Here is a 21,764-nt window from a genome sequence, read left to right on the forward strand (position 1 = left end):
CAGCGCTGCTCTTCTGGGAACATCACTCGAAGTGCGTGGACAGGTTTCCGCCGCCTGCTGACTTGACGATAGCGGCCGCCACATCACGGAGCTTCATGTTGCGGTTGCTAGAGGCGGACTTGATCAGCGCGACGGCTTCGTCCTGGCTGCAGCGGTTTTGCGCGATGATGATGCCCACGGCGGTGTCGATGATGGTGCGCGACTCCATCGCCGCCCTCAGGTTCGTGGCCGTGTCCGTGCGCCGGGCCAGAAGGATGGCGAGGCGCAGACCCTTTGATGCCTGGCGGACGTAGCTGATGGCATTCTCAACAGCGGCGGCGTCGAAGGCGTTCGGTTTGTCAGAGTAAAGGTTGAGGCCGGCGCGGGCAGTGCCGCCGGGCAGGTCGAAGGGCACCGCCAGGACTGACCGGACGCCGTTGTGGAGGACGGCTTCGTTGTAGTCGGGAAATTCCGTGTCCAGCTCAAAATCCGGAACGTGGACGATGACTCCTTCATGGCAGGATCGCAGGCACGGCCCCTTGCCGAACCCGTACTGGATCTCGTCCAAGGCCTGGGCGCGTTCGCTGCTGCTGGCCACCGTTGCCGCGGCACGGTTCCTGAGGAGTGTGATGCCGCAATAGATATGGCCATGCGGTCCGGACAGCTGTTCGGCTGAGTAGCATGCCAGCTCATTGAGGAAATCTTCCGCGTCCTCGGTGTCCAGCAGGAGGTCCTGAACATAACCGAGTACGTCCGCCTCATCCAGGCGACTTTCCAAAGCGGCTCCAGTTCTGTCCTGCCCTCCGGCCGGGCCGGGAAGCCAGGCGCGAGGTCAGGTTCCGAGGCAGTTGTTTGCCTGCAGTTCAGGCTACACCCCCGGTTCCCCTCGTGCGGATGCGGCAGCTATGGCACTGTAATGGCATGGCACGCATTGAGGACTATGCGGTGGTGGGCGACCTGCACACCGCAGCCCTGATCAGCACCGAAGGTTCGATCGATTGGCTGTGTCTGCCGCGGTTTGATTCGCCGGCCTGCTTCAACGCCTTGCTGGACACGCCGGAGTCCGGCCGCTGGCTTCTTGCTCCCGCGGGTGCAGGGACATGCACGCGGCGGCATTACCGCCACCATACGCTGATCCTGGAGACCGAATGGGAAACACCGGACGGCGCAGTCCGGGTCGTTGACTTCATGCCCCCCAGGGATGAAGTGGCGGATATCGTCAGGATAGTTGTGGGCATAGCCGGCGAGGTCAGGATGCGCGGGGTGCTCGCCCTCCGCTTCGACTATGGCCATATCATGCCCTGGGTCCGCCGTGACAGTCACGGCCTTCATGCGATCGCAGGACCGGACTCAGCCTACCTGGTGACTACGGCGCCGCTTCGCGGTGAGCACATGCATACCGTTAGCGACTTCACCGTCAAGGCTGGTGACCGCGTACCTTTTGTGCTGACGTGGGCGCCGAGCCACGTTCGGCGCCCACGGGCGGTGGACGCTGAAGCTGTCCTCCAGTCCACGGAGGCATTCTGGCTGGAATGGGCCGGACAGTGCAACGTGGAGGGGCCGTACAAGGAAGCCGTGGAGCGGTCACTGATAACGCTCAAGGGGCTCACCTACGCACCCACCGGTGGCATTGTCGCAGCCGTGACCACGTCCCTGCCGGAGCAGCTGGGCGGGCCGAGGAACTGGGACTACCGCTACTGCTGGCTCCGCGATGCCACCCTGACGCTGCAGTCCTTGCTGGCGGTGGGCTATACGGCAGAGGCGGCTGCATGGCGGGACTGGCTGCTGCGGGCGGTGGCGGGTGACCCTGCAGATCTGCAGATCATGTACGGCATCCACGGTGAGCGCCGGCTGCCCGAGATGGAGCTTCCCTGGCTGGCGGGCTATGAAAACTCTGCGCCGGTCAGGATCGGCAACGGCGCCGCCGGGCAGCTGCAGCTGGACGTGTGGGGCGAGGTGCTGGACTGCCTCTCGCTCACCCGCAATTCCCTGCTCACGGATTCAGACGAGGCCTGGGACGTGCAGGTGGCGCTGATGGAGTACCTGGAAGGCGTGTGGGACCAGCCGGATAACGGACTGTGGGAAATGCGCGGACCAAAGCGCCATTTCACCCATTCAAAGGTGATGGCATGGGTTGCTGCTGACAGGATGGTCAAGGGCGTCCGTGAATCGGGACTGCCCGGGCCCGCCGGGCGCTGGGAGGCGTTGCGGGAGACCATCCGGGCCGACGTCATGGCCCATGGCTTTGACCCGGACCGGAACACCTTTACGCAGTCCTACGGCCGCCCCGAACTGGATGCCAGTCTCCTCCTCATTCCGCGCGTGGGATTCCTGCCGCCGGATGATCCCCGCGTCATTGGGACCATCGACGCCATTCAGCGTGAACTGACTGAGGACGGTTTTGTGCTGCGCTACCGCCCGGAAATCAGCGACGACGGTTTGCCCGGCGGGGAAGGAGTCTTCCTCGCGTGCTCCTTCTGGCTCGTTGAAGCACTCCTCGGTGCGGGCCGGCACCGCCAGGCAACAGAGTTATTCGAACGACTCCTGGTGCTGCGCAACGACGTCGGCCTGCTGAGTGAGGAGTGGGGGGTGCAGACGGCCCGGCATCTGGGTAACACTCCGCAGGCCTTCAGCCACTTCGCGCTCGTCACGAGTGCCTTGGAACTGCACCAGCACGAGACGCGGCAGAGCAACAGGCCACTGCCCTCCGGAGCGGGAACTGCGTCGTAGCTACCAGTTTTGGCCTAAAACCTCTTACCCCTGCGCGTTCCCTAAGTATACTTACTAATACCTCGCCGAACGGTGAAGAAGGAGGACGGTGGAATGTCTGGATATTTCGAGCTCGTGGATGCCCCTGACGGCGGCTACCGGATCCGGCTGATGGACGGCACGGGCACGTTGATGGCAGTGTCCGTCACCTTCCCCACCAAACGGGCAGCGGTGGCCGGAGTAGCCCGTGCCCGTGAAATCGCCGGAACCGGTCTGATCCGCGACAGCTGCAGTGACGCAGTCAGGCGGCCAGCAGAGCGGCACACCAAGCCTGCCCGAAAGGCAGCCGGTACCGGATCCGCCAGTCCGTCGTCGGTCCTGTCCCCTGGCCGGTCCAAGGCAGAACGCTGAGGCCGGCAGGGATGCCACGGCATCAGACGCGTGACTTCCGCAAGGGTGTCCTGTTCGATGTTGACGGGACGCTGATCGATTCCGCCTATCTCCACACACTTGCCTGGTGGCAGGCGTTCCGGCAGGCAGGCTACGACGTTCCCATGGCGCGCATACACCGCCACGTGGGCATGGGAGGAGCCCGGCTGGTGGACAGCCTGCTGCCGGAGGGGCGCGATAGGGCCCTCGATCCCGAGATCCTGGCCGCTCATGCCGGAATCTTTGGCACTTTCTGGCCTTCCCTCAGGCCGCTTGACGGGGCGCGGGACCTGTTGGCGCAGTGCTGCGAAGGCGGCCTCGCCGTGGCGCTGGCATCCTCAGCCCGGGACGCGGACCTTAAGGCCCTCCGCTCCAGCCTGGCTGCTGATTCCTTCATCCATGCCGCCACCAGCGCCAACGACGCGGAACGGAGTAAACCCGAGCCGGACATCCTCATTGCAGCGCTGGCTGCGGTCGGTGTCGAAGCCTCTGATGCCGTCTATGTCGGGGATGCGGTTTGGGATGTGTACGCGGCTGACAGGCTCGGCATCCCCACGATCGGCGTCACCTGCGGCGGCACGAGCGAAGCTGAACTGCGGGAGGCAGGCGCAGTCGAAGTGTATTCAGGCCCCCGGGAACTCCTGGACGGACTGCGGGACAGCGCTATTGGGAAGCTCCTCGCGGACTAAGTAGGTGGTCGCAGTCCGGGGTTGCGTGGCGCTGGTTGGCCGTCAGCCGCCCGCCCGCGGGTCACCCGCCAACCGTTCGCCCTGCTCACCTGCCTGCTTGCCGGCCAGTCGTTCTCCCGCTGCTTCCCCTCTGAACCCGCCCCCCGCCGGCTCATCGGCGTAGTCGCCCTTATTCCAGGACACCGTTACCACTACCGACCCGTCGTCGTTCCTCAAGACCTCGGTGACCACCTCCGAGGCCGCCGCCCCCATTGCCAGGATTTTTTCGCGGTAGGTGGAGACCAGCTCCTCAAGGCTGGATTCCGTCCATTCTCCGGGGCGCATCCGGGTGGAGATCTCCACGGGCTCAGGCTGGTACAGCGTCATGATGAAACCTTTCCTTGGGGTCAGGGCAGTTCCTACGCTAAAAGCCTTCCCCGCCTGAAACAAGAGCGGCGCGGGCTAGGCAGAATAATTAGTAAGCATACTGATCTTTACCTCAGGCCGGATCAAGACTACGGTCGAAACAACCCATGATGCAGCTGAAGGAAGGGACCCTGTGAAGGCACTGACCTGGCAAGGCAAGCGCTCGATGAGCGTGCAGGAAGTTCCGGATCCCGTGATCCAGGAATCGACGGACACAATCATCAAAATCACCTCCACCGCTATCTGCGGCTCGGATCTTCACCTTTACGAAGTGCTGGGGCCCTACATGCACAAGGGCGATATCGTCGGCCACGAGCCGATGGGCATCGTGGAGGAGGTGGGAAGCGCGGTCACCAACCTCAAGAAGGGCGACAGGGTGGTGGTGCCCTTCAATATCGCCTGCGGCAGGTGCTTCATGTGTGAGCGCGGCCTGCAGTCCCAGTGCGAGACCACCCAGGTGAAGGACAAGGGATCGGGGGCTGCGCTGTTCGGCTACTCGGAACTGTACGGCTCCGTTGCCGGGGGACAGGCCGAGTACCTGCGCGTGCCGCATGCCGACTACGGGCCCATCAAGGTGGGACAGGACCTGCCGGACGAACGGTACCTGTTCCTCTCTGACATCCTGCCCACCGCTTGGCAGGCCGTGCAGTACGCTGATGCGCCCGACGCCGGGACCCTCGCCGTTTTCGGTTTGGGCCCTGTGGGCCAGTTCTCGGCAAGGATCGGAAAGCACCTCGGGCTGCGGGTGATTGGGGTGGATCCCGTGCCGGAACGCCGCGAGATGGCGGCGCGCCACGGAATTGAAGTGCTGGACTACTCCAGGCATGTGGCCGACGAGATGCGGGACATGAGCTCGGGCCGCGGCCCGGATGCCGTGGTGGACGCCGTCGGCATGGAGGCGCACGGTTCGCCGGTGGCGGGTTTCGCGCACCAGGCCCTCGGCCTGTTGCCGGACAAACTCGCCCAGAAGGCCATGGAAACAGCAGGTGTTGACCGCCTCGCGGCTCTTCACGCATCACTCGACGCCGTCCGCCGCGGTGGAACCGTCTCCCTGAGCGGGGTGTACGGCGGCCAGGCCAGCCCGATGCCGCTGCTCACGATGTTCGACAAGCAGATCCAGCTGCGTATGGGCCAGTGCAACGTCCGCCGGTGGACGGACGAGCTGCTTCCGCTGGTGGAGGACGACGCCGATCCGCTGGGTGTGACGGATCTGGTCACCCACCGCGCGGGGCTGGCTGAAGGCCCCGCGCTGTACGAGAAGTTCCAAAAGAAAGAGGACGGCTGCATCAAGGTTGTCCTGCAGCCTTAGCTTCCGCGTTTCCGGGCTCTAGCAGCGGGGTCCGGACGGCGACTGGCGGGAGACTAGTTCTCCCGCCAGTCGTTGGTGGTGATATGCGAGCCTGCCTGGGGGCCCATCTGCAGCATCCCGCCGTCGACGGCCCAGGACGCTCCCGTCACATAACTCGAGGCCGGGGAAGCCAGGAAGGCGATGACGGCGGCCACCTCCCTCGCATCACCAGGACGTCCCAGCGGCACTCCGGGCCGGTCTGTGCGCGTAGGGTCCTCGTCGGTCTGCCCCGTCATGGGCGTGGCGATCTCGCCCGGGGCCACAGAGTTCGCGGTGATACCGAACTCGGCCAGTTCCAGTGCGATGGTCTTGATGAGCCCGCCGAGCCCGTGCTTGGAGGCATCGTAGGCTGCGGCGCCGACCCGCGGCTGGATTTCGTGGACGCTAGTCACGGCAATGATGCGTCCGCCCCGGCCCGCGTCCACCATCCGGCGGGCGGCGGCCTGGATGCACAGGAATGCGCCGTTGAGGTTGGTGTCCAGGGTGCCGGCCCACGTCTGATAGTTCAGCTCGAGGAACTTCGTGCCGTCGCCGGTGCCTGAGTTGTTGACGAACACGTCCACACCGCCCAGTGCCTCCGCCAGTCCGTCGATGACGCCGGCACAACCGAGGAGATCGGTGGTGTCGAGCTGCCTGACGATAGCATTGCGGCCTGCAGCGCGCACCTCTTCCGCGGTCTTTTCAGCCCCGCCCTTGTCAGAGTGCCAAGTGATGCCAACGTCCAGTCCGGCTTGCGCGAGGGCCACGGCTGTGGCCCGGCCAATTCCGGAATCACTTCCAGTGACGATCGCAGTGCGCGGGGAGAACTCCATCATGTGTCCTTTCCTTCGAGCAGGCTTTTAGTGACATATGGGGTTTGGGGCTGCGCGTTTCGGGCTCAAGCCGAGACGTCCACGACGCAGAAGCGGTTGCCGTCCGGGTCTTCCAGGACAATGAAGTCCGGGTCTTCCGGATACAGCTCCCAGTCCACCTCCGACGCCCCCAGGTCCAGCAGGCGCGCCACCTCGCCGGCCTGGTTGTCGGCATAGAGATCGAGGTGGACCCGCGGACGCGGATGCGCCGGTGTCTCGCTGAGCATCAGGGCCAGATGGGCGCCCTCTCCTTTGTGGGGGACCAGCACCACCCACGTGTCGTCGCCCTCTTCCCGGGGTACGTAACCCAGGGCATCACACCAGAATGCGGCGGCCCGGGCGAGGTCGTTAACGCCGAGGACAGTTGTTCCGATCGTCAGCATGCTTACATGTTTCCGTGTGTCCAGTCCCCATGCAAGGGGCGCGGCTTCCTTGCGCAGCGAGCGAAGCGGCTGGAAACGCACGAAATCGCCGGATGCCTTCTGCGTTCAGGAATGAACAGCAGGCTTCCGGCGATTTCGGGTCCCCGTTAGCGGGAAATCGGAGGGCGGCCCTACGCGCGGCCCTACGTCAGGCGGATCTGGCGGTTGACGTCCTTGTACAGCAGGTATCGGAAGTTCCCCGGGCCGCCGGCGTAGCAGGCCTGGGGGCAGAAGGCTCGCAGCCACATGAAGTCACCGGCCTCCACCTCCACCCAGTCGTCATTCAGCCGGTAGACGGCCTTGCCCTCCAGGACGAACAGGCCATGCTCCATGACGTGGGTTTCAGCGAACGGGATGGAAGCGCCCGGCTGGAACGTCACGATGTTGACGTGCATGTCGTGGGCGAGGTCATCGGGGTCCACGAACCGGGTGGTGGCCCAGGCCCCGTTGGTTCCGGGCATGGGCCGCGGCTCTACGTCCTGGTCGCGGGTCACGAAGGACTTGGCGGTGTATCCCTCCAGTGGCTCGTAGGCTTTGCGGATCCACTGGAAGCTGGCGATGTCATCGGAATCGTTTTTCACCGACCAGTCGGCACCGGCCGCGAGGTAGGCGTAGCCGCCCTCCTCGAGGTGGTGGATCTCGCCGTCGAGGCTCAGGTCCAGTTTGCCCTTGGTGAGGAAGATGACGCCTTCGACGCCGGCCTCCGCCTCCGGTTTCTGGGAGCCGCCGCCCGGTGCCACCTCAACAATGAGCTGGGAGAAGGTGGTGGCGAAGCCCGCGATGGGCCGGGCGATGATCCAGGCGCGGGTGTTGGTCCAGCCGGGCAGGTTGGAGGTAACAATGTCCCGCAGCACGCCCTTGGGAATGACTGTGTAGGCCTCCTTCACCACGGCCCGGTCTGTCAGGAGCTGGGTCTGCGGCGGGAGGCCGCCTTCCGGGTAGAAATAGTTGCTCATGAGGTTGCTCCTTGCTTTGCGGAAGTAATGGAATTCTTGTCGGCCAGTCGCGGATGGGCCAGTGCGGTGAGCTGCGGAAGCCCGACGCCGGCCAGGGCCCGCACCTCTTCGGCGCCGACCGCACCGCACTGCACGCCGCGCAGCACGAAGGCGGCCAGCGCGCGGGCGGTGGCCGGTTCATCCATCACGCCGCCGGCCGTCTGCTCGACGTAGTTGCGCAGGCGCCCCGCTGCCGCCGGAAGGCCCTGCCGGTAGAAGGCATAGGTGGCGGCGAAACGGCTCGGCAGCTGGGCCGGGTGCAGGTCCCAGCCCTGGTAGTAGCCGCGTTCGAGGGAACGCCGCACCAGGCGGCCGTGCAGCTGCCAGGCGTTTTCCACGTTCTCGCCCACCGGGATGATGTTCGTGGAGCCGTCCGACAGGCGGATGCCGGTGCCGGCCACTGCCAGCTGCATGACCTCCTTGGCGAAGTCCGCCACCGGGTGCTCCATGGACTGGTACTCGGCGGAGATCTGCAGGGATGCCGAGTAGTCGTAGGTCCCGTAGTGCAGCGCACTGATCCTGCCGGGCACCGCATGGGCGAGCTGCCCGACGGGCGAAGTGCCGTCCGGACCGAGGATGAGCTGCGGCGTTTCCACCTGCACCTCAAAGCGGAGCCGGCCCGCGGGAAGCGAGTGGACTTCCTCCAGGCGTGAGACCGCATACTCCATCGCTTCCACCTGGGCCACAGTGGTGACCTTGGGCAGGGTAAGCGCCAGACCTTCGGGAAGCTCGCCGGCGGCAGCCAGCCCGGATACAAAGAGGTCCAGCGTGCGCAGGCCACGGGCGCGGGTGGGCGCTTCAAAGCACTTGAAGCGGATACCAATAAAGGGAGGCGCCGAGCCGGCCGCAACGGCGGCGGCCACAGCGGAAGCCGCAGCAACAGCGGCGGCGTCCTCGGCGTCGTCGCCCCTGTCCCCGTAGCCGTCTTCGAAGTCGAGCCGAAGATCCTCGATAGGTTCAGCCGAGAGCTTGGCTTCAACGCGGGAAGCGACGGCGGCAGCCAGGGCACGCTCCTGGCCCAGCAGATGGCCGAGGCGGACGAGCCCGCCATGGGCTTCGGCCGTCGCCAGCGCCTCCGCGCCCCAGTCAGCAACGAGCGACGGCGTGAACCGGTCCGCGGGAACGTACACCGTATGCACGGGCTGGCGGGAGCCGTCGTCGCCGGGGTAGCTGCGTTCGAGCAGGCGGTCAGTGGCGGCCAGCTGCGCATCAATCCGCGCAAGGTCGGACGCGCCGAGTGACGGTTCGGGCACTGCCATGGCTCAGCCCACCAGTTCGTAGGCCGGAGTGGTGAGGAAATCTGTGTAGTCCTCGGAGAGACAGATGTCCGCAATCAGGCTGCTCGCCGGCCGGTAGTAGCGCTCGAAGGCTTCCTCGCCCACCTCGCCGCGCAGTTTTTCCGTCTCCTCGGCCAGGATCTTCGAGACCAGCTCCCGGGTGACCTTGTTGCCGGTATCGGCCAGGACCACGCCGTTGCGGATCTGCTGCCAGACCTGGGAGCGGGAAATTTCCGCCGTGGCGGCATCCTCCATCAGGTTGTGGATGGCCACTGCGCCGTTGCCTGAAATCCACACGGCCGTGTAGGCGACGGCGACGTAGAGGTTCAGGCGCAGGCCCGCCTCGGTGACCTGTCCGTCCGCGGAGGCGATGTCCAGCAGCTGTCCGGCGGTGACCGAAACCTCCGGGCGCTGCTTGTCCAGCTGGTTGGGCTTGTCGCCGAGGACTGAATCGAACACCTCCTGGCAGATCGGAACGAGGTCCGGGTGAGCCACCCAGGAGCCGTCGAAGCCGTCGTTCGCCTCGCGGGTCTTGTCCGCACGGACCTTCTCGAAGGCCTGGGCGGTGACTTCCGGTTCGCGCCGGTTGGGGATAACGGCCGCCATGCCGCCCATCGCGAAGGCACCGCGGTGGTGGCAGGTTTTGACCAGCAGCTCAGTGTAGGCGCGCATGAACGGCGCGGTCATGGCCACGGTGGCACGGTCCGGCAGCACGAAGCTCGCGCCGGCGTCCCGGAAGTACTTGATGATGCTGAACAGGTAGTCCCAGCGGCCGGCGTTCAGTCCGGAGACATGGTCGCGCAGTTCGTAGAGGATCTCGTCCATCTCAAACGCCGCAGGGATGGTTTCGATCAGCACAGTGGCGCGAACGGTGCCCTGGCCGAGGCCCAGGAAGTCCTGCGCGAACACGAAGACGTCGTTCCACAGCCGTGCCTCGAGGTGGCTCTCCATCTTGGGCAGGTAGTAGTAGGGGCCGTGGCCGTTGAGGACCAGCTGCTTCGCAATGTGGAAGAAGTGGAGCCCGAAGTCCACCAGGGCACCGACGGCGGGTTCGCCGTCGATCAGCAGGTGGCGTTCCTCCATGTGCCAGCCGCGGGGGCGGGCTACCACGACGGCGAGCGGCGCGTCCGTGCGGAGGCGGTATTCCTTACCCTCAGGGGACGTGTAGCTGAGGGTGCCGTTGGCGGCATCGCGCAGGTTGAGAATGGCGTCAATGACGTTGGCCCACGTGGGGGTGCTGGCGTCCTCGAGGTCGGCCAGCCACACTTTCGCACCCGAGTTGAGCGCGTTGATGGCCATCTTGGCCGGCGAAGCGGGCCCCGTCATTTCAACCCGGCGGTCCTGCAGAGCCGCCGGTGCGGGCGCAACTTTCCAGTCGCCGTCGCGCACGTCCTTGGTCTCCGGCAGGAAATCCAGGCTGCCGGTCCTGGCTACGTGCTCGCGCTTGGCAATGCGGGCCTTGAGCAGCTCGGCGCGCGTGCCCGCAAAGCGTTTGTGCAGCTCTTCAACGAATGCGAGGGCTTCGGGGGTGAGGATCTCCTCCGCACGCTCGATCGGCCGGGGGTCTGTGACTGTGATAGCCATTGTGGGTCCTTTCCAGGGCTGCTAATCAGGCGTTGGCGAAGGCTGTTGTGTCTGCAGCAGCAGGTGCTGCTGCTTCCATTGTGTCCTCCGAAGCTGCCGGCGATGTGCGCACACCCGCAGCTGCGTGGGCTGCAGCTGCAACTGCCGCTGCTACGTCTGCCGCCACATGCGGGTCGAAGACGCTGGGGATGATGTAGCTGGCATTGAGTTCCTCGTCAGCAACACGGTTCGCGATGGCCTCGGCGGCCGCCACGAGCATCTCCGCGGTGATGTCGGAGGCTCCGGCGTCCAGCAGCCCGCGGAAGAAACCGGGGAAGGCCAGCACGTTGTTGATTTGGTTGGGGAAGTCGCTGCGCCCTGTGGCAACAACGGCGGCGTGCCGTGACGCGACGGCGGGGTCGATCTCCGGCGTGGGGTTCGCCATGGCAAACACGATAGCGTCCTTGGCCATCGAGGCGACCTGCTCCTCGCCGATGACGTGCGGGGCGCTGACGCCGATGAACACATCCGCGCCCTCGAGCGCCTCATGCAGGCTGCCGGAGAAACCTTCCTCATTGGTGTTGGCGGCAATCCAGCTGCGGTGTTCGTCGTTGTACTGCTCGCCGGCGTGGATGGCGCCGGAACGGCCGGCGGCGATGATGTGCTGCGCACCCTGGGCCTTGAGGAGCTGGATAATGGCGGAGCCCGCGGCGCCGACGCCGGAGACCACAATCTTCACCCCGTCGAGCTTCTTGCCGACGACGCGCAGGGCGTTGACCAGGGCAGCGAGCGTGACAATGGCGGTGCCGTGCTGGTCGTCGTGGAAGACCGGGATATCGAGCTCTTCACGCAGCCGGTTTTCGATCTCGAAGCAGCGCGGAGCTGCGATGTCCTCGAGGTTCACGCCGCCGTAGACAGGCGCCAGGGCCTTGACGATCCGGATGATCTCCTCGGTGTCCTGCGTGTCCAGGCACACCGGCCAGGCATCGACGTTCGCGAATTGCTTGAACAGCGCGGCCTTGCCTTCCATCACCGGAAGCGCGGCGGCGGGGCCGATGTTGCCGAGGCCCAGGACGGCGGAGCCGTCGGTGACCACGGCGATCGTGTTGCGCTTGACCGTAAGGTTCCGAGCGGCGTCGGGGTTTTCGGCGATGGCGAGGCAGACGCGGGCAACGCCGGGCGTGTACGCGCGGGAGAGATCGTCGCGGTTGCGCAGGGCCACCTTGGGGACGACTTCGAGCTTGCCGCCCAGGTGCATCAGGAAGGTGCGGTCCGAAACGTTGCGGACCTTGACGCCGTCCAGTGCGTTAAGGGCGTCTTTCACGCGGTTGGCGTGGTCGTCGTCGGTGGTGTTGCAGGTGACGTCCACTACGAGGGTCTCGTGGTGGGACTCGGTGACGTCCAGGGCCGTGATCGCCGCACCGGCAGCTCCAACGGCTGCTGCAAGTTCGCTCGTAGCGGTGAAGCTGGACGGCGCCTCGACGCGCAGGGTGATCGAATTTCCGGGGCTCGGGTTCGCCATTGAATGTCCTCCTGGTAGGGCCCGCTGCCGGGCTCGGCTTTCGCCTCTGGATGTTTTCGTATTATGGATATTATTATCTACTTGATGGAAAGACAAGCCCTGGAGTCCTTTGGGTTCGGTGCATCGACGCAGATGCGCCTGTCCTGTATCTTGGGATTTCTAAGCGATTCTTTTCACAATGCGGATAAGAGTTGTCGGAAACTACCCCTCAGGAGACGACGGAATGGCAGAGAAAGCCGCGGGAGGCGTGCAGTCCGTTGAGCGCGTCTTCGAACTTTTGGAACTCATCACGGATGCCGGGGGAGATGTCACGCTCAGCGAACTCTCCTCCTCCACGGACCTGCCTCTGCCGACCATCCATCGGCTCCTGCGCACGCTGGTCACGCTGGGCTACATCCGCCAGCTGCCCAACCGCCGGTACGCCCTGGGGCCGCGGCTGATCCGCCTGGGCGAAGGCGCCAACAAGCAGCTTGGCGCGCTGGCCCGGCCGCAGCTCAAGTCCCTGGTGGACCGGCTTGGTGAAACCTCCAACATGGCCGTGCTGGACTCGGACATGGTCATTTACGTGGCGCAGGTTCCTTCGCTGCACTCGATGCGCATGTTCACCGAGGTCGGCCGCCGCGCCCACACCCATGACACGGGCGTCGGCAAGGCCATCCTGGCGCAGCTCGACGACGAGGCCGTGCGCGGAATCGTGGCCCGCACAGGCATGCCCACCCCCACGCCCAAGAGCATCGGCGACATCGATGACCTTCTCGCCGACCTGAAGCTGATCCGCGAGCGGGGATACTCCATTGACGAGGAGGAGCAGGAGCTCGGGGTTCGCTGCTTCGCCATGGCTGTGCCGAACGCCCCCACCCCCGCCGCCATCTCCGTGTCCGGGCCGGTGTCGCGCGTCGATGAGTCCTTCGCCGAGCGTGCCGTCCCGCTGCTCCGCGAAGCAGCCCAGGCGATCTCGGACGAGTTCAACCAAAACTAACGCGGCCCGAACGGACATTTAAGCCCCCCAGCGCGAGTGCCGCCGTCGTCCGTCCTCCCGACAACGGAGCGCGAACGTACACTTGGGGCCCTGTTTTCCGTGGAAAACAGGGCCCCAAGTGTACGTTCGCGCTTAGCTGTAGTGCTGGCGGGTCAGTGCTCGGATGCCGTCGACGCCTGGACCGGGACTTCCTTGCCGTCGCAGTCGATCAGCTTCCCGCCTTCGAAGCGGTCGCCGTCGGCCAGGCACTGCAGGTCCTCCTCCCGGACCACCCGCCCGGTGCCCGCCACGAACACCGACTGGTTCTCCGAGTTGCCTGCCTTGAGGTGGTTGAAGAGCAGGTTCAGCAGGATGGCCATGATCGCCGCCGAGCTGATGCCGGAGTGGAAGATCGTGCCGAACCAGGACGGGAACTGGTCATAGAACGCCGGGGCCGCGATCGGGATCATGCCGAATCCGATGGACGCGGCCACGATGATCAGGTTCATGTTGTTGCGGTACTCCACTTTCGAGAGCGTCCGGATGCCGCTCGCGGCAACAGTTCCAAAGAGGACGACGCCGGCACCTCCCAGGACGGGAGTGGGCACCGCTGCGACTACACGGCCAAGCACCGGCAGCAGGCCGAGGATCACGAGGATCAGGCCGCCGGCGCTCACCACGAAGCGGCTCTTGACACCGGTAATGGCGACGAGGCCCACGTTCTGGGCGAAGGCGCTCTGGGTGAAGGAGTTGAACAGTGGCGAGATGGCGCTGGAGAGCATGTCCGCCCGGAGGCCGTCGCCGATCCGCTTGGAGTCGACCTTCGTGCCCACGATTTCGCCCACGGCAATGATGTCCGCCGAGGTTTCGGTGAGGGTCACGAGGATGACGATGAGCATGGAAATGATCGCGGCGACCTCGAAGGTGGGTGCCCCGAACGCGAAGGGCGTGGGGAAGGCGACGATTTCGCCCTGAGCTACTTTCGAGAAGTCCGCCATCCCGAAGACGAACGCGATGACCGTGCCCAGAACCATCGCCAGCAGAATCGAGAGCCGGGAAATCGCGGCGCTACCGACCTTGCTGAGCAGGAGGACGATTGCCATCGTGGCCGCTGCGAGGCCGATGTTGGCCATGCTGCCATAGTTGGCTGCCGACTTGTTGCCGCCCATGGCCCAGTTGGCCGCCACCGGCATCAGCGTCAGGCCAATGGTGGTGATCACCGTGCCGGTCACGACGGGCGGGAAGAAACGGATGATCTTCGAAAACAGCGGGGTAATGAGCAGGCCGATCAGCGAGGCAGCAATGACAGAGCCAAAGACCGCTTGGATTCCGCCGCCTCCATGGACGATGGCGACCATGGTGGACACGCCGGCGAAGGAAACGCCCTGCACCAGCGGGAGCTGCGATCCGAAGAAACGAATGCCGACGGTTTGCAGGATCGTGGCCAGTCCGCCGACAAAAAGGCAGGCGGCGATGAGCAGGCCGATGTCCTGCGATGACATCCCGGCCGCGGCACCGATAATCAGCGGCGGAGCGATGATGCCGCCGTACATCGTGAGGACATGCTGGAATCCGTAGGCGAAGGTCGCGCCCAGGGGCAGTCTCTGGTCTTCGGGGCGTACTGCCGCGGCGCGGACTTTTTTCTTGGTGTTCATGGCAGACTTCCTTGGTTCATGGCAGACGCCTTCGTCTGGCTAACAATGTCTGGCTAACAGGGTGTTGTGAAGTAATGGGCCGGTACCGAATGGGGACCGACAGAGTGTCCGCGCCGGGAGCGGTCCATGAGGATGAAGACTCCCGGCGCGGGGATGTCAGAGGGCGCTGCGTTTAGCAGAAGCCGGCGATGCCGGACCAGGCGGCCTCAGCGGGGGCGGCGTCGTCGCGCTGTACGGTGGCCTCGATCAGGCCGTACGGCCGATCTGCAGCGAAGAACACCTCGTTGGGGTTGTCGAGCCCGAACGGCGCGAGGTCCACCAGGAAGTGGTGCTTGTTCGGCATCGAGAATTTGATTTCGTCGATTTCGCTATGAGCTTCCAGGACTTTGGTGCCCATGTCGAACAGGGTCTGCTGCAGGGCGTGCGAGTACTTCTCGGTGAACCCTTCCAGCAGCAGGGCCTTGATGTCTTCGTAGCTCTTGTTGAAATCCAGGGTGCTGAAATCCGTGCCGGCCTTGAACCGCCAGCGGGCGGAGACATCGGTGGCCAGAATGCGGTCAGTGGTCTCGGGCAGGGTGGTGTATTTGTCCTTCGGGTATCCCACGAAGCCGGACTGCGTGGACTTCAGGACGGTGAGGTCCTTGAGGCCGGAGATGAGGTGGGTTGCCGCATCGTCCTTCACCAGGACCGCGGTGCGGACTTCCTGGCCCGTGCGAACGAAGGAATGGTCGTGCTCGCTGCCGTGCGCCTGGATGCGGTCCCAGCTGTAGGACTCGGCTTCCCAGCGTCCGCCGGAGACCCAGTCGAAACTCGAGGTGAAGTGCTCACCTAGGCGCAGCAGGAACGCTTCGGGCGAGCCGATGCCGTCCCTGGCGAGGGCGTAAATGGTGTTCTTCTGGGTATCCGTTGCTACAACATGGCTGTTGTCGCCTTCGAGGTGGGCAGCGGCAAAGTCGCCCCGGAGCTGCGAGGTGACGTTCAGGTCTTCGATTTCGTGGCGGTGGGTATCCCGGGTGATTTTGACGACCCGGACTTCGGCCTTGCCATACTGGTTCTGGCCGAGGATGATCTTGTTGCTCATGGTCTGTTCCCAACTTCTGTGAGGTGGAACCGATGTTCCATCTTTGAAATTAAGCGCGCCTTCAGGCGCGTTTCCGGTGGAGCCGACCCAACAAAAAAGAGCCGGCATCCATTGATGCCAGCTCATTACAACCCTGCCTGCTGCTCCCAGGTTACGTGACCTAGGCCACGAATTGTTTATAAGCCTAGCCCAACCTCGCCGATGGTGTACATCACTTTCTGAAATCGGATTGTGACCGGAGGCGTCTCCGGAGGCCATTGACGAGCAGTAGCCACGCGCGTAGGCTTTTCATAAAGCAAAAACATCTTTCCGCAAGACGAAAATGTTGCTCCAAAAGCAGACACAACCAAAGGAGGATCAGATGAACCAGCAGGACCATTCGCCCAGCACCCCGTCCACTGCACCGGCCCAGGCAACCGCGCCTTCAGCCCAGGAGTTCTACCTCCCCAGCGGAGGCGGAGCAGATCCGGATTTCTACCTTCCCGCAGACCGGGTCCACGCACCGGGCCGGATCTCGCGCTGGATCCACAGCCTGCCGGTGTTCGGCCGACGGCCCTAGTGCGCCGCCGGGTCAGGCCCCAGGGCTCCCCGGCCACTCCCTGCCTGCCCACGGGTCGTAGTCGGCGATGAGCTCCTCCTGGGGCGGGCGGTCCGCTTCGGGAACGTGCTGCAGATTCACCCGCACCCTGTACCAGAGGGAGCTCGATCCCCGCATCCCGTCGACAAGAACATCGGCTGGGTGCAGGGCAGGGACCACGTCCGCATTCCGGGACTTCCACTCGTCGAGCGCGGCGAGTGCCTCGGGCTTGGTCTTGGTGCGGGCCACTTCAATGAGCGGCATCACCGATTGCCGGCGGCCGGAGCCATTGCCCCCGCGCGGCGGCTTCTCGGCCGGGCCGAGCTTGTCCGCCAGGGCGAGCAGCCCGTCGAGTGTGCCGACGGCGTCGTCAATGCCGGCATGAGGGTCGCCCACGCCCGCGAAGCGCTTGAGCACTGCCGGCACGGTGAACTCCTCCGGCCGGATGGAGCGGACCTCGTCCCAGGTGAGCGGCGTTGAGACCCGGGCATCGGGCAGGGGCCGGACCGAGTACGCCGATGCCACAGTCCGGTCTTTCGCGTTCTGGTTGAAGTCGACGAAAACACTCTCACCGCGTTCCTCCTTCCACCACCGGGCGGTGGCGAGGCCCGGGGCACGGTTTTCGACCTCCCGGGCGAGAGTCTCGGCAGCGAGCCGCACGTCGCGGTAGGACCATTGGGGCGCAATGCGCACGAGAATGTGGAGTCCACGCGACCCGCTCGTCTTCGGCCACCCCACCAGTCCCACGTCGTCAAGGACCTCCCGCGCGACGGATGCGACGTCGACGACCTGGGACCACCCGACCCCCGGCATGGGATCGAGGTCCACCCGTAGCTCGTCCGGGTGCTCGAGGTCTTCGGCGCGCACCGGATGCGGGTTGAGGTCGAGGCATCCAAGATTCACCACCCATGCCAGGCCTGCGGCGTTTCGAATCACGGCCTCCTCCGCCGACGTCCCCGATGCGTAGCGAAGCGTCGTCGTGTCAATGAAGTCGGGATGGTTTTCGGGCACGCGCTTCTGGAAGAACGGCTCCGCGTCGATGCCCTTCGGGAAGCGCTTGAGCACCATGGGCCGGCCGCCGGCCCCGCGCAGCGCGCCATCTGCGACGGTCAGGTAGTAGTGCACCAGATCGAGTTTCGTCAGCCCGGGCTCGGGGAACACCACCTTGTCGGGGCTGGAGATTCGAACCTCAACGCCGTCGATGGTGAGGATTTCGGCCGGGGTCTTCGACGGGTTCATGCCGCCACGCTAGCAGCAGGCCTACCTCCATTTCGATGGTTCCCTGCGCACTCGTTGGTTGCAGCCATCGTATGCGCACGGAACCGTCGAAACGGCGGAGGGGTCAGCCGGCAACGAGCCTGCGCGCAGCTGCCGAGTGTTCTGCAATGAGCCGGCCGAGGTCCAGCCCGGGGATTTGCCCGTCCACCACCCGCCACTGCCCGCCCACCATTACACGCTCGGCACGGTCGGCCGCACACAGCAGCAGCGCGGCGATGGGGTCATGGCTGCCCGAAAAGCGGAGGTCGTCCAATCTGAACAGGGCAAGGTCCGCCTGCATTCCAGGAGCCAGTTGCCCGAGGTCGCCCCGTCCCAGCACGGCCGCCGACCCCCGGGTGGCCCATCCCAGCGCGCGCTCCACCGGCACGTCGGCTCCATAGCGCAGCCGTTGCAGGTACAGCGCCTGCCTCGCCTCGAGGATCATGTTGGAGGCATCGTTCGACGCCGATCCGTCCACTCCCAGTCCCACGGGAACGCCCGCGTCCTCAAGTTCCAGGACGCGGGCAGTGCCTGAGGCCAGGCGCATGTTGGAGGTCGGGCAATGCGCGACGGCGGTGCCCGCGGCACCCAGCCGGGCGATCTCGGTGCCGCTGAAGTGGATGCCGTGACCCAGCCATGTCCGCTGCGTCAGCCAGCCGACGCTGTCCAGATAGTCCACCGTCCGGAGCCCGTACATCTCCCGGCAAAACTCCTCCTCGTCCAGCGTCTCGGCCAAGTGTGTATGTAGCCGGACATCGAGCCGTTCGGCCATCAGCGCGGTTTCGGTCATCAGCTCCTTGGCCACGGAAAACGGTGAGCACGGAGCCAGCGCAATCTGGATCACTGCGCCGTCGCCGCGCTCGTGATACTGCCCGATCAGCCGCTCACTGTCGGCCAGGATCACTTCCGGCCGCTGCACCGTTGACTGGGGCGGCAGACCGCCGTCGTTCTCTCCCAGGCTCATCGAGCCGCGGGTGAGCGTTGCCCGCATTCCCATCCGGCGGACCGCCTCGACCTCGATGTCGATGGCATCTTCCAGCCCTGCGGGGAACACGTAGTGGTGGTCGGCCGCGGTGGTGCAACCGGACAGCAGCAGCTCGGCGAGGGCCGCCGTCGCAGCGAGCTCCAGGTCCCGTGGCGTGAGCCGGGCCCACACCGGGTATAGGTGCTGCAGCCACGGGAACAGCGGCGCGTTCGCCACCGGTCCCCAGGCGCGGGTCAGCGATTGGTAGAAGTGGTGGTGGGTGTTGATCAGGCCCGGGAGCAGGACGTAGCTGCCGGCGTCGAATGTCTCGTCCCAGGGAGCCGATGGCCGTTCTCCGGCGCCGAGGACTTCCTGGATCCTCCCTCCGGCGACTACGATGCCGCCGGACGCGTCGAGGCTGTTACCCGTGAAGGCTGCAAGGGGGTGGCGGATCCAGAGCCGGGATCGGGGTTGTGTGGATAGAACGGGGGCTGTGGATGTACCTGGGGACGTAGGGGGCATAGCGGTTCCTGTCTGAGCGTGCCGGTGAGAAGCCAGCTCAGTGGTGCCCTGTCTGCTGATCCAGGTACCGCCAGTGCGGCGGTAGGCCCAGCCTAGAGGCGGGTGAACGGTGCGTCAACGCCGCTGATTGTGACAGCTTCCTCGCCGGTTGCAGTGCAAGGTCCCCACCGGGGATTTCGCATCACGAAATGAATTTTTCAAAAAGGTATGGCGCAGGCCACACGCCGGTGCTAATCTCGATTTTGCCAAAGGCGGGCACCGGGAGACCGGGAAGCTATCTACCAGGCGCAACTAAACCCTCAAAGCACATGCTGAAGCCTGGTATCCGTCGCACTGGTGTTTGATTCCGTCACGGGGTACCGGCTTCCATCCAAAGGGAGCGCATCATGAGTACCACCGTCACGGCCGAACAATTCCTGGCCAGATCCATCGAGCTTGCAACCGCGAACGTGCTCAACAGCGGAGGACCATTCGGCGCGGTCGTCGTTACCGCTGATGGCCGGGCATTCGACGGCGTCAACCGCGTCACCGCCACCAACGACCCCACGGCCCATGCAGAGGTCACGGCCATCCGCCGCGCCTGCAGCGAGCTGGGCACCTTCGACCTTCACGGTGCCACCCTCTACAGCAGTTGCGAGCCGTGCCCCATGTGCCTCGCGTCCGCGCTCTGGGCCCGCATCGGCCGCGTTATTTTCGCGGCAGACCGGCACGACGCCGCTTCCGTCGGCTTCGACGATGCCGTCTTCTACGAGTATTTCGACAACGCCGACCGGGACGCCCTCATGCCGGTATCCAAACTGGAACTCGAGGACCCGCAGGCACCGGCCATTCTCGCGCCATTCACCACGTGGAACACGCTCGATTCCAGGATCGACTACTAGGACCAGTGGTTCCAATGTCCATTCTCGACAAGACCCCTGACGGCCCTGAAACCGTGGCCACGAAAGCCACGCACACTCCGGGAAAACAGCCTGCCCAGAAAACCACCCCGCCGCACGCCCTCCTGGACCGCTTCTTCCATATCAGCCAGCGCGGCTCAACGGTGGTACGCGAACTGCGCGGCGGCCTGGTTACCTTTTTCACCATGGCCTATATCGTCATCCTGAACCCGCTCATTCTTGGCGGCTTCAGCGCGGACAACGCCCCCACTGACGTCGCCGGCGGATGGCTCTCGGCGGCGCAGGTGGGTGCGGTCACCGGCCTCACCGCCGGCGTGATGACCATTCTCTTTGGACTCATCGCCAACCTGCCGTTCGGGCTCGCTGCCGGTCTCGGCATCAACTCCTTTCTCGCCGTGGCCGTCATCCAGGAGGTCACCTGGGCCGAGGCCATGGGCCTGGTGGTCATCAACGGCATCCTGATCGTCCTGTTCGGCGTCACCGGCGCACGGACAGCGATCTTCCGGGCCGTGCCCAAGGAACTCAAGGCCGCCATCACCGTGGGCATCGGCCTGTTCATTGCCTTCATCGGCTTCGTGGATTCCGGTTTCGTCCGCGCCACCACGGGCGGACCGCCGGTTCAGCTGGGGGACAACGGCTCCATCACCTCCATTCCCACCCTGGTGTTCATCGTCGGCCTGCTGGTCATGGGCATTCTGGTTGCCCGCAAGGTGCAGGGCGGACTGCTCATCGGCATCGTGGCCACTACCGTGCTGGCGGCCGTCGTCGAAGCGGTCCTCCACATCGGCCCGGGCGGCAAGGACAACCCCGGCGGCTGGCACCTGAACACGCCGGTCCTTGCAGGCCAGCTCGTGTCCGCCCCGGACCTGGGCCTGGTAGGCCAGTTCGACCTCTTCGGTGCGTTCGGCAGGATCGGCGCGCTCGCCGCCACCATGCTCGTCTTCACCCTGGTGTTCACTAACTTCTTCGACGCCATGGGCACCATGACGGGACTTGCCAAGAGCGCCGGCGTGGCCCATAAGGACGGCACCTTCCCGCGGCTCAAGTCTGCCTTCATCGTCGAAGGTGTCGGGGCTGTCGCCGGAGGCGCCACGTCCGGATCCTCCAACACCGTGTACATCGACTCTGCGGCAGGCATCGGGGAGGGCGCGAGGACGGGACTGGCCTCAGTGGTCACCGGAGTCCTGTTCCTCGGATCCATGTTCCTCACCCCGCTCACCAGCGTCGTGCCGCTCGAAGTGGCCGCCGCCGCCCTCGTGGTGGTTGGCGCGATGATGATGGCGCAGATACGGGAGATCAAATTCACCCGGTTTGCTGTGGCCCTGCCGGCCTTCCTGACCATCGTGACCATGCCGCTGACCTACTCGATCGCCAACGGCATCGGCGTCGGCTTCGTGTCCTGGGCAGTGATCGGGGCGGCGTCCGGCAAGGCGAAGAAGATCCACCCGCTCATGTGGGTGGTCACCGCGGGCTTCCTGGTCTACTTCGCCCGCGGACCGGTCAGCGCCCTGCTCGGCGCGTAAGACGCCTCGCCCCTGGACCAATTCAGCGCGCAGACAGTGCAGGCTGCAGTCGCGGCCTCAAGACCGGACCGGGACAGGCAGATGGGGCCTGTCCCGGTCCACACAACCCCAGCAACCACCGCGGTCAAGTCCCAGCCCG

At 65.2% G+C, this 21,764-nt stretch carries 20 protein-coding genes; 8 read left to right on the plus strand and 12 right to left on the minus strand.

From position 1 onward, the window contains the following. Positions 1-22: 22 nt before the first annotated feature. Positions 23-757, minus strand: a complete 735-nt coding sequence (locus M1E01_RS03385; protein ID WP_457973700.1) for an ANTAR domain-containing protein — start codon at positions 755-757, stop codon at positions 23-25. Between the two features lie 116 nt (positions 758-873). On the opposite strand from M1E01_RS03385, the gene M1E01_RS03390 reads away from it, so the two are divergent. From M1E01_RS03390 to M1E01_RS03400, 3 genes are all read left to right on the plus strand, one after another. After that, complete coding sequence (locus M1E01_RS03390) at positions 874-2,709, plus strand: glycoside hydrolase family 15 protein (RefSeq protein ID WP_457973701.1); 1,836 nt, start codon at positions 874-876, stop codon at positions 2,707-2,709. A 93-nt stretch (positions 2,710-2,802) separates the two neighbouring features. Further along, positions 2,803-3,099, plus strand: a complete 297-nt coding sequence (locus M1E01_RS03395; RefSeq protein ID WP_457973702.1) for a DUF1508 domain-containing protein — start codon at positions 2,803-2,805, stop codon at positions 3,097-3,099. Between the two features lie 11 nt (positions 3,100-3,110). Further along, positions 3,111-3,806 (plus strand): HAD family hydrolase, encoded by a 696-nt coding sequence (locus tag M1E01_RS03400; RefSeq protein ID WP_457973703.1) that lies wholly within the window; start codon positions 3,111-3,113, stop codon positions 3,804-3,806. Between the two features lie 42 nt (positions 3,807-3,848). Here the strand turns inward: M1E01_RS03400 and M1E01_RS03405 are convergent, their stop codons facing one another. Then, on the minus strand, positions 3,849-4,172 hold the full coding sequence (locus M1E01_RS03405; RefSeq protein ID WP_457973704.1) for a hypothetical protein: 324 nt from the start codon (positions 4,170-4,172) through the stop codon (positions 3,849-3,851). 172 nt (positions 4,173-4,344) lie between these two features. Here M1E01_RS03405 and M1E01_RS03410 point away from each other — a divergent pair, with 172 nt between their 5' ends. Next, entirely contained in the window at positions 4,345-5,520 is a 1,176-nt protein-coding gene (locus M1E01_RS03410; protein ID WP_457973705.1) for a zinc-dependent alcohol dehydrogenase, read from the plus strand. A gap of 53 nt (positions 5,521-5,573) precedes the next feature. Here the strand turns inward: M1E01_RS03410 and M1E01_RS03415 are convergent, their stop codons facing one another. The 6 genes from M1E01_RS03415 to M1E01_RS03440 all read right to left on the minus strand — a co-directional run bounded on the left by M1E01_RS03415 (position 5,574) and on the right by M1E01_RS03440 (position 12,189). Next, positions 5,574-6,374: an SDR family oxidoreductase gene (locus M1E01_RS03415; protein ID WP_457973706.1), complete on the minus strand. Its 801-nt coding sequence runs from the start codon at positions 6,372-6,374 to the stop codon at positions 5,574-5,576. Between the two features lie 62 nt (positions 6,375-6,436). After that, positions 6,437-6,793, minus strand: coding sequence for a VOC family protein (locus M1E01_RS03420; protein WP_457973707.1), 357 nt, complete (start codon positions 6,791-6,793; stop codon positions 6,437-6,439). 182 nt (positions 6,794-6,975) lie between these two features. Further along, on the minus strand, positions 6,976-7,788 hold the full coding sequence (locus M1E01_RS03425) for a bifunctional allantoicase/(S)-ureidoglycine aminohydrolase (protein WP_457973708.1): 813 nt from the start codon (positions 7,786-7,788) through the stop codon (positions 6,976-6,978). Further along, on the minus strand, positions 7,785-9,086 hold the full coding sequence (locus M1E01_RS03430) for a DUF6986 family protein (protein ID WP_457973709.1): 1,302 nt from the start codon (positions 9,084-9,086) through the stop codon (positions 7,785-7,787). Before M1E01_RS03430 ends, M1E01_RS03425 begins: the two co-directional genes overlap by 4 nt. Positions 9,087-9,089: 3 nt before the next feature. Beyond that, the gene (gene aceB / locus M1E01_RS03435) at positions 9,090-10,688 is read right to left on the minus strand and encodes a malate synthase A (protein WP_457973710.1); all 1,599 of its coding nucleotides are present in this window, start codon (positions 10,686-10,688) and stop codon (positions 9,090-9,092) included. A gap of 25 nt (positions 10,689-10,713) precedes the next feature. Continuing rightward, positions 10,714-12,189, minus strand: a complete 1,476-nt coding sequence (locus tag M1E01_RS03440) for a malic enzyme-like NAD(P)-binding protein (protein WP_457973711.1) — start codon at positions 12,187-12,189, stop codon at positions 10,714-10,716. Positions 12,190-12,412: 223 nt separating this feature from the next. Here M1E01_RS03440 and M1E01_RS03445 point away from each other — a divergent pair, with 223 nt between their 5' ends. After that, on the plus strand, positions 12,413-13,168 hold the full coding sequence (locus M1E01_RS03445) for an IclR family transcriptional regulator (protein WP_457973712.1): 756 nt from the start codon (positions 12,413-12,415) through the stop codon (positions 13,166-13,168). 152 nt (positions 13,169-13,320) lie between these two features. Here M1E01_RS03445 and M1E01_RS03450 read toward each other — a convergent pair whose 3' ends face one another. Beyond that, entirely contained in the window at positions 13,321-14,802 is a 1,482-nt protein-coding gene (locus M1E01_RS03450) for a nucleobase:cation symporter-2 family protein (protein ID WP_457973713.1), read from the minus strand. A 172-nt stretch (positions 14,803-14,974) separates the two neighbouring features. After that, complete coding sequence (gene pucL, locus M1E01_RS03455) at positions 14,975-15,883, minus strand: factor-independent urate hydroxylase (RefSeq protein WP_457973714.1); 909 nt, start codon at positions 15,881-15,883, stop codon at positions 14,975-14,977. Positions 15,884-16,244: 361 nt separating this feature from the next. On the opposite strand from pucL, the gene M1E01_RS03460 reads away from it, so the two are divergent. After that, the gene (locus M1E01_RS03460; RefSeq protein ID WP_457973716.1) at positions 16,245-16,442 is read left to right on the plus strand and encodes a hypothetical protein; all 198 of its coding nucleotides are present in this window, start codon (positions 16,245-16,247) and stop codon (positions 16,440-16,442) included. A gap of 12 nt (positions 16,443-16,454) precedes the next feature. Here the strand turns inward: M1E01_RS03460 and ligD are convergent, their stop codons facing one another. Together ligD and M1E01_RS03470 are read right to left on the minus strand one after the other, a co-directional pair. Then, positions 16,455-17,699, minus strand: coding sequence for a non-homologous end-joining DNA ligase (gene ligD / locus M1E01_RS03465; protein WP_457973717.1), 1,245 nt, complete (start codon positions 17,697-17,699; stop codon positions 16,455-16,457). Positions 17,700-17,802: 103 nt separating this feature from the next. Further along, on the minus strand, positions 17,803-19,203 hold the full coding sequence (locus M1E01_RS03470; protein WP_457973719.1) for an 8-oxoguanine deaminase: 1,401 nt from the start codon (positions 19,201-19,203) through the stop codon (positions 17,803-17,805). A gap of 386 nt (positions 19,204-19,589) precedes the next feature. Here M1E01_RS03470 and M1E01_RS03475 point away from each other — a divergent pair, with 386 nt between their 5' ends. Both M1E01_RS03475 and M1E01_RS03480 read left to right on the plus strand, forming a co-directional pair. Further along, entirely contained in the window at positions 19,590-20,084 is a 495-nt protein-coding gene (locus M1E01_RS03475; protein WP_457973720.1) for a nucleoside deaminase, read from the plus strand. A 14-nt stretch (positions 20,085-20,098) separates the two neighbouring features. Then, complete coding sequence (locus M1E01_RS03480) at positions 20,099-21,625, plus strand: NCS2 family permease (protein ID WP_457973721.1); 1,527 nt, start codon at positions 20,099-20,101, stop codon at positions 21,623-21,625. Positions 21,626-21,764: the final 139 nt, after the last annotated feature.

Source organism: Arthrobacter sp. D1-17 (genome assembly GCF_054130535.1).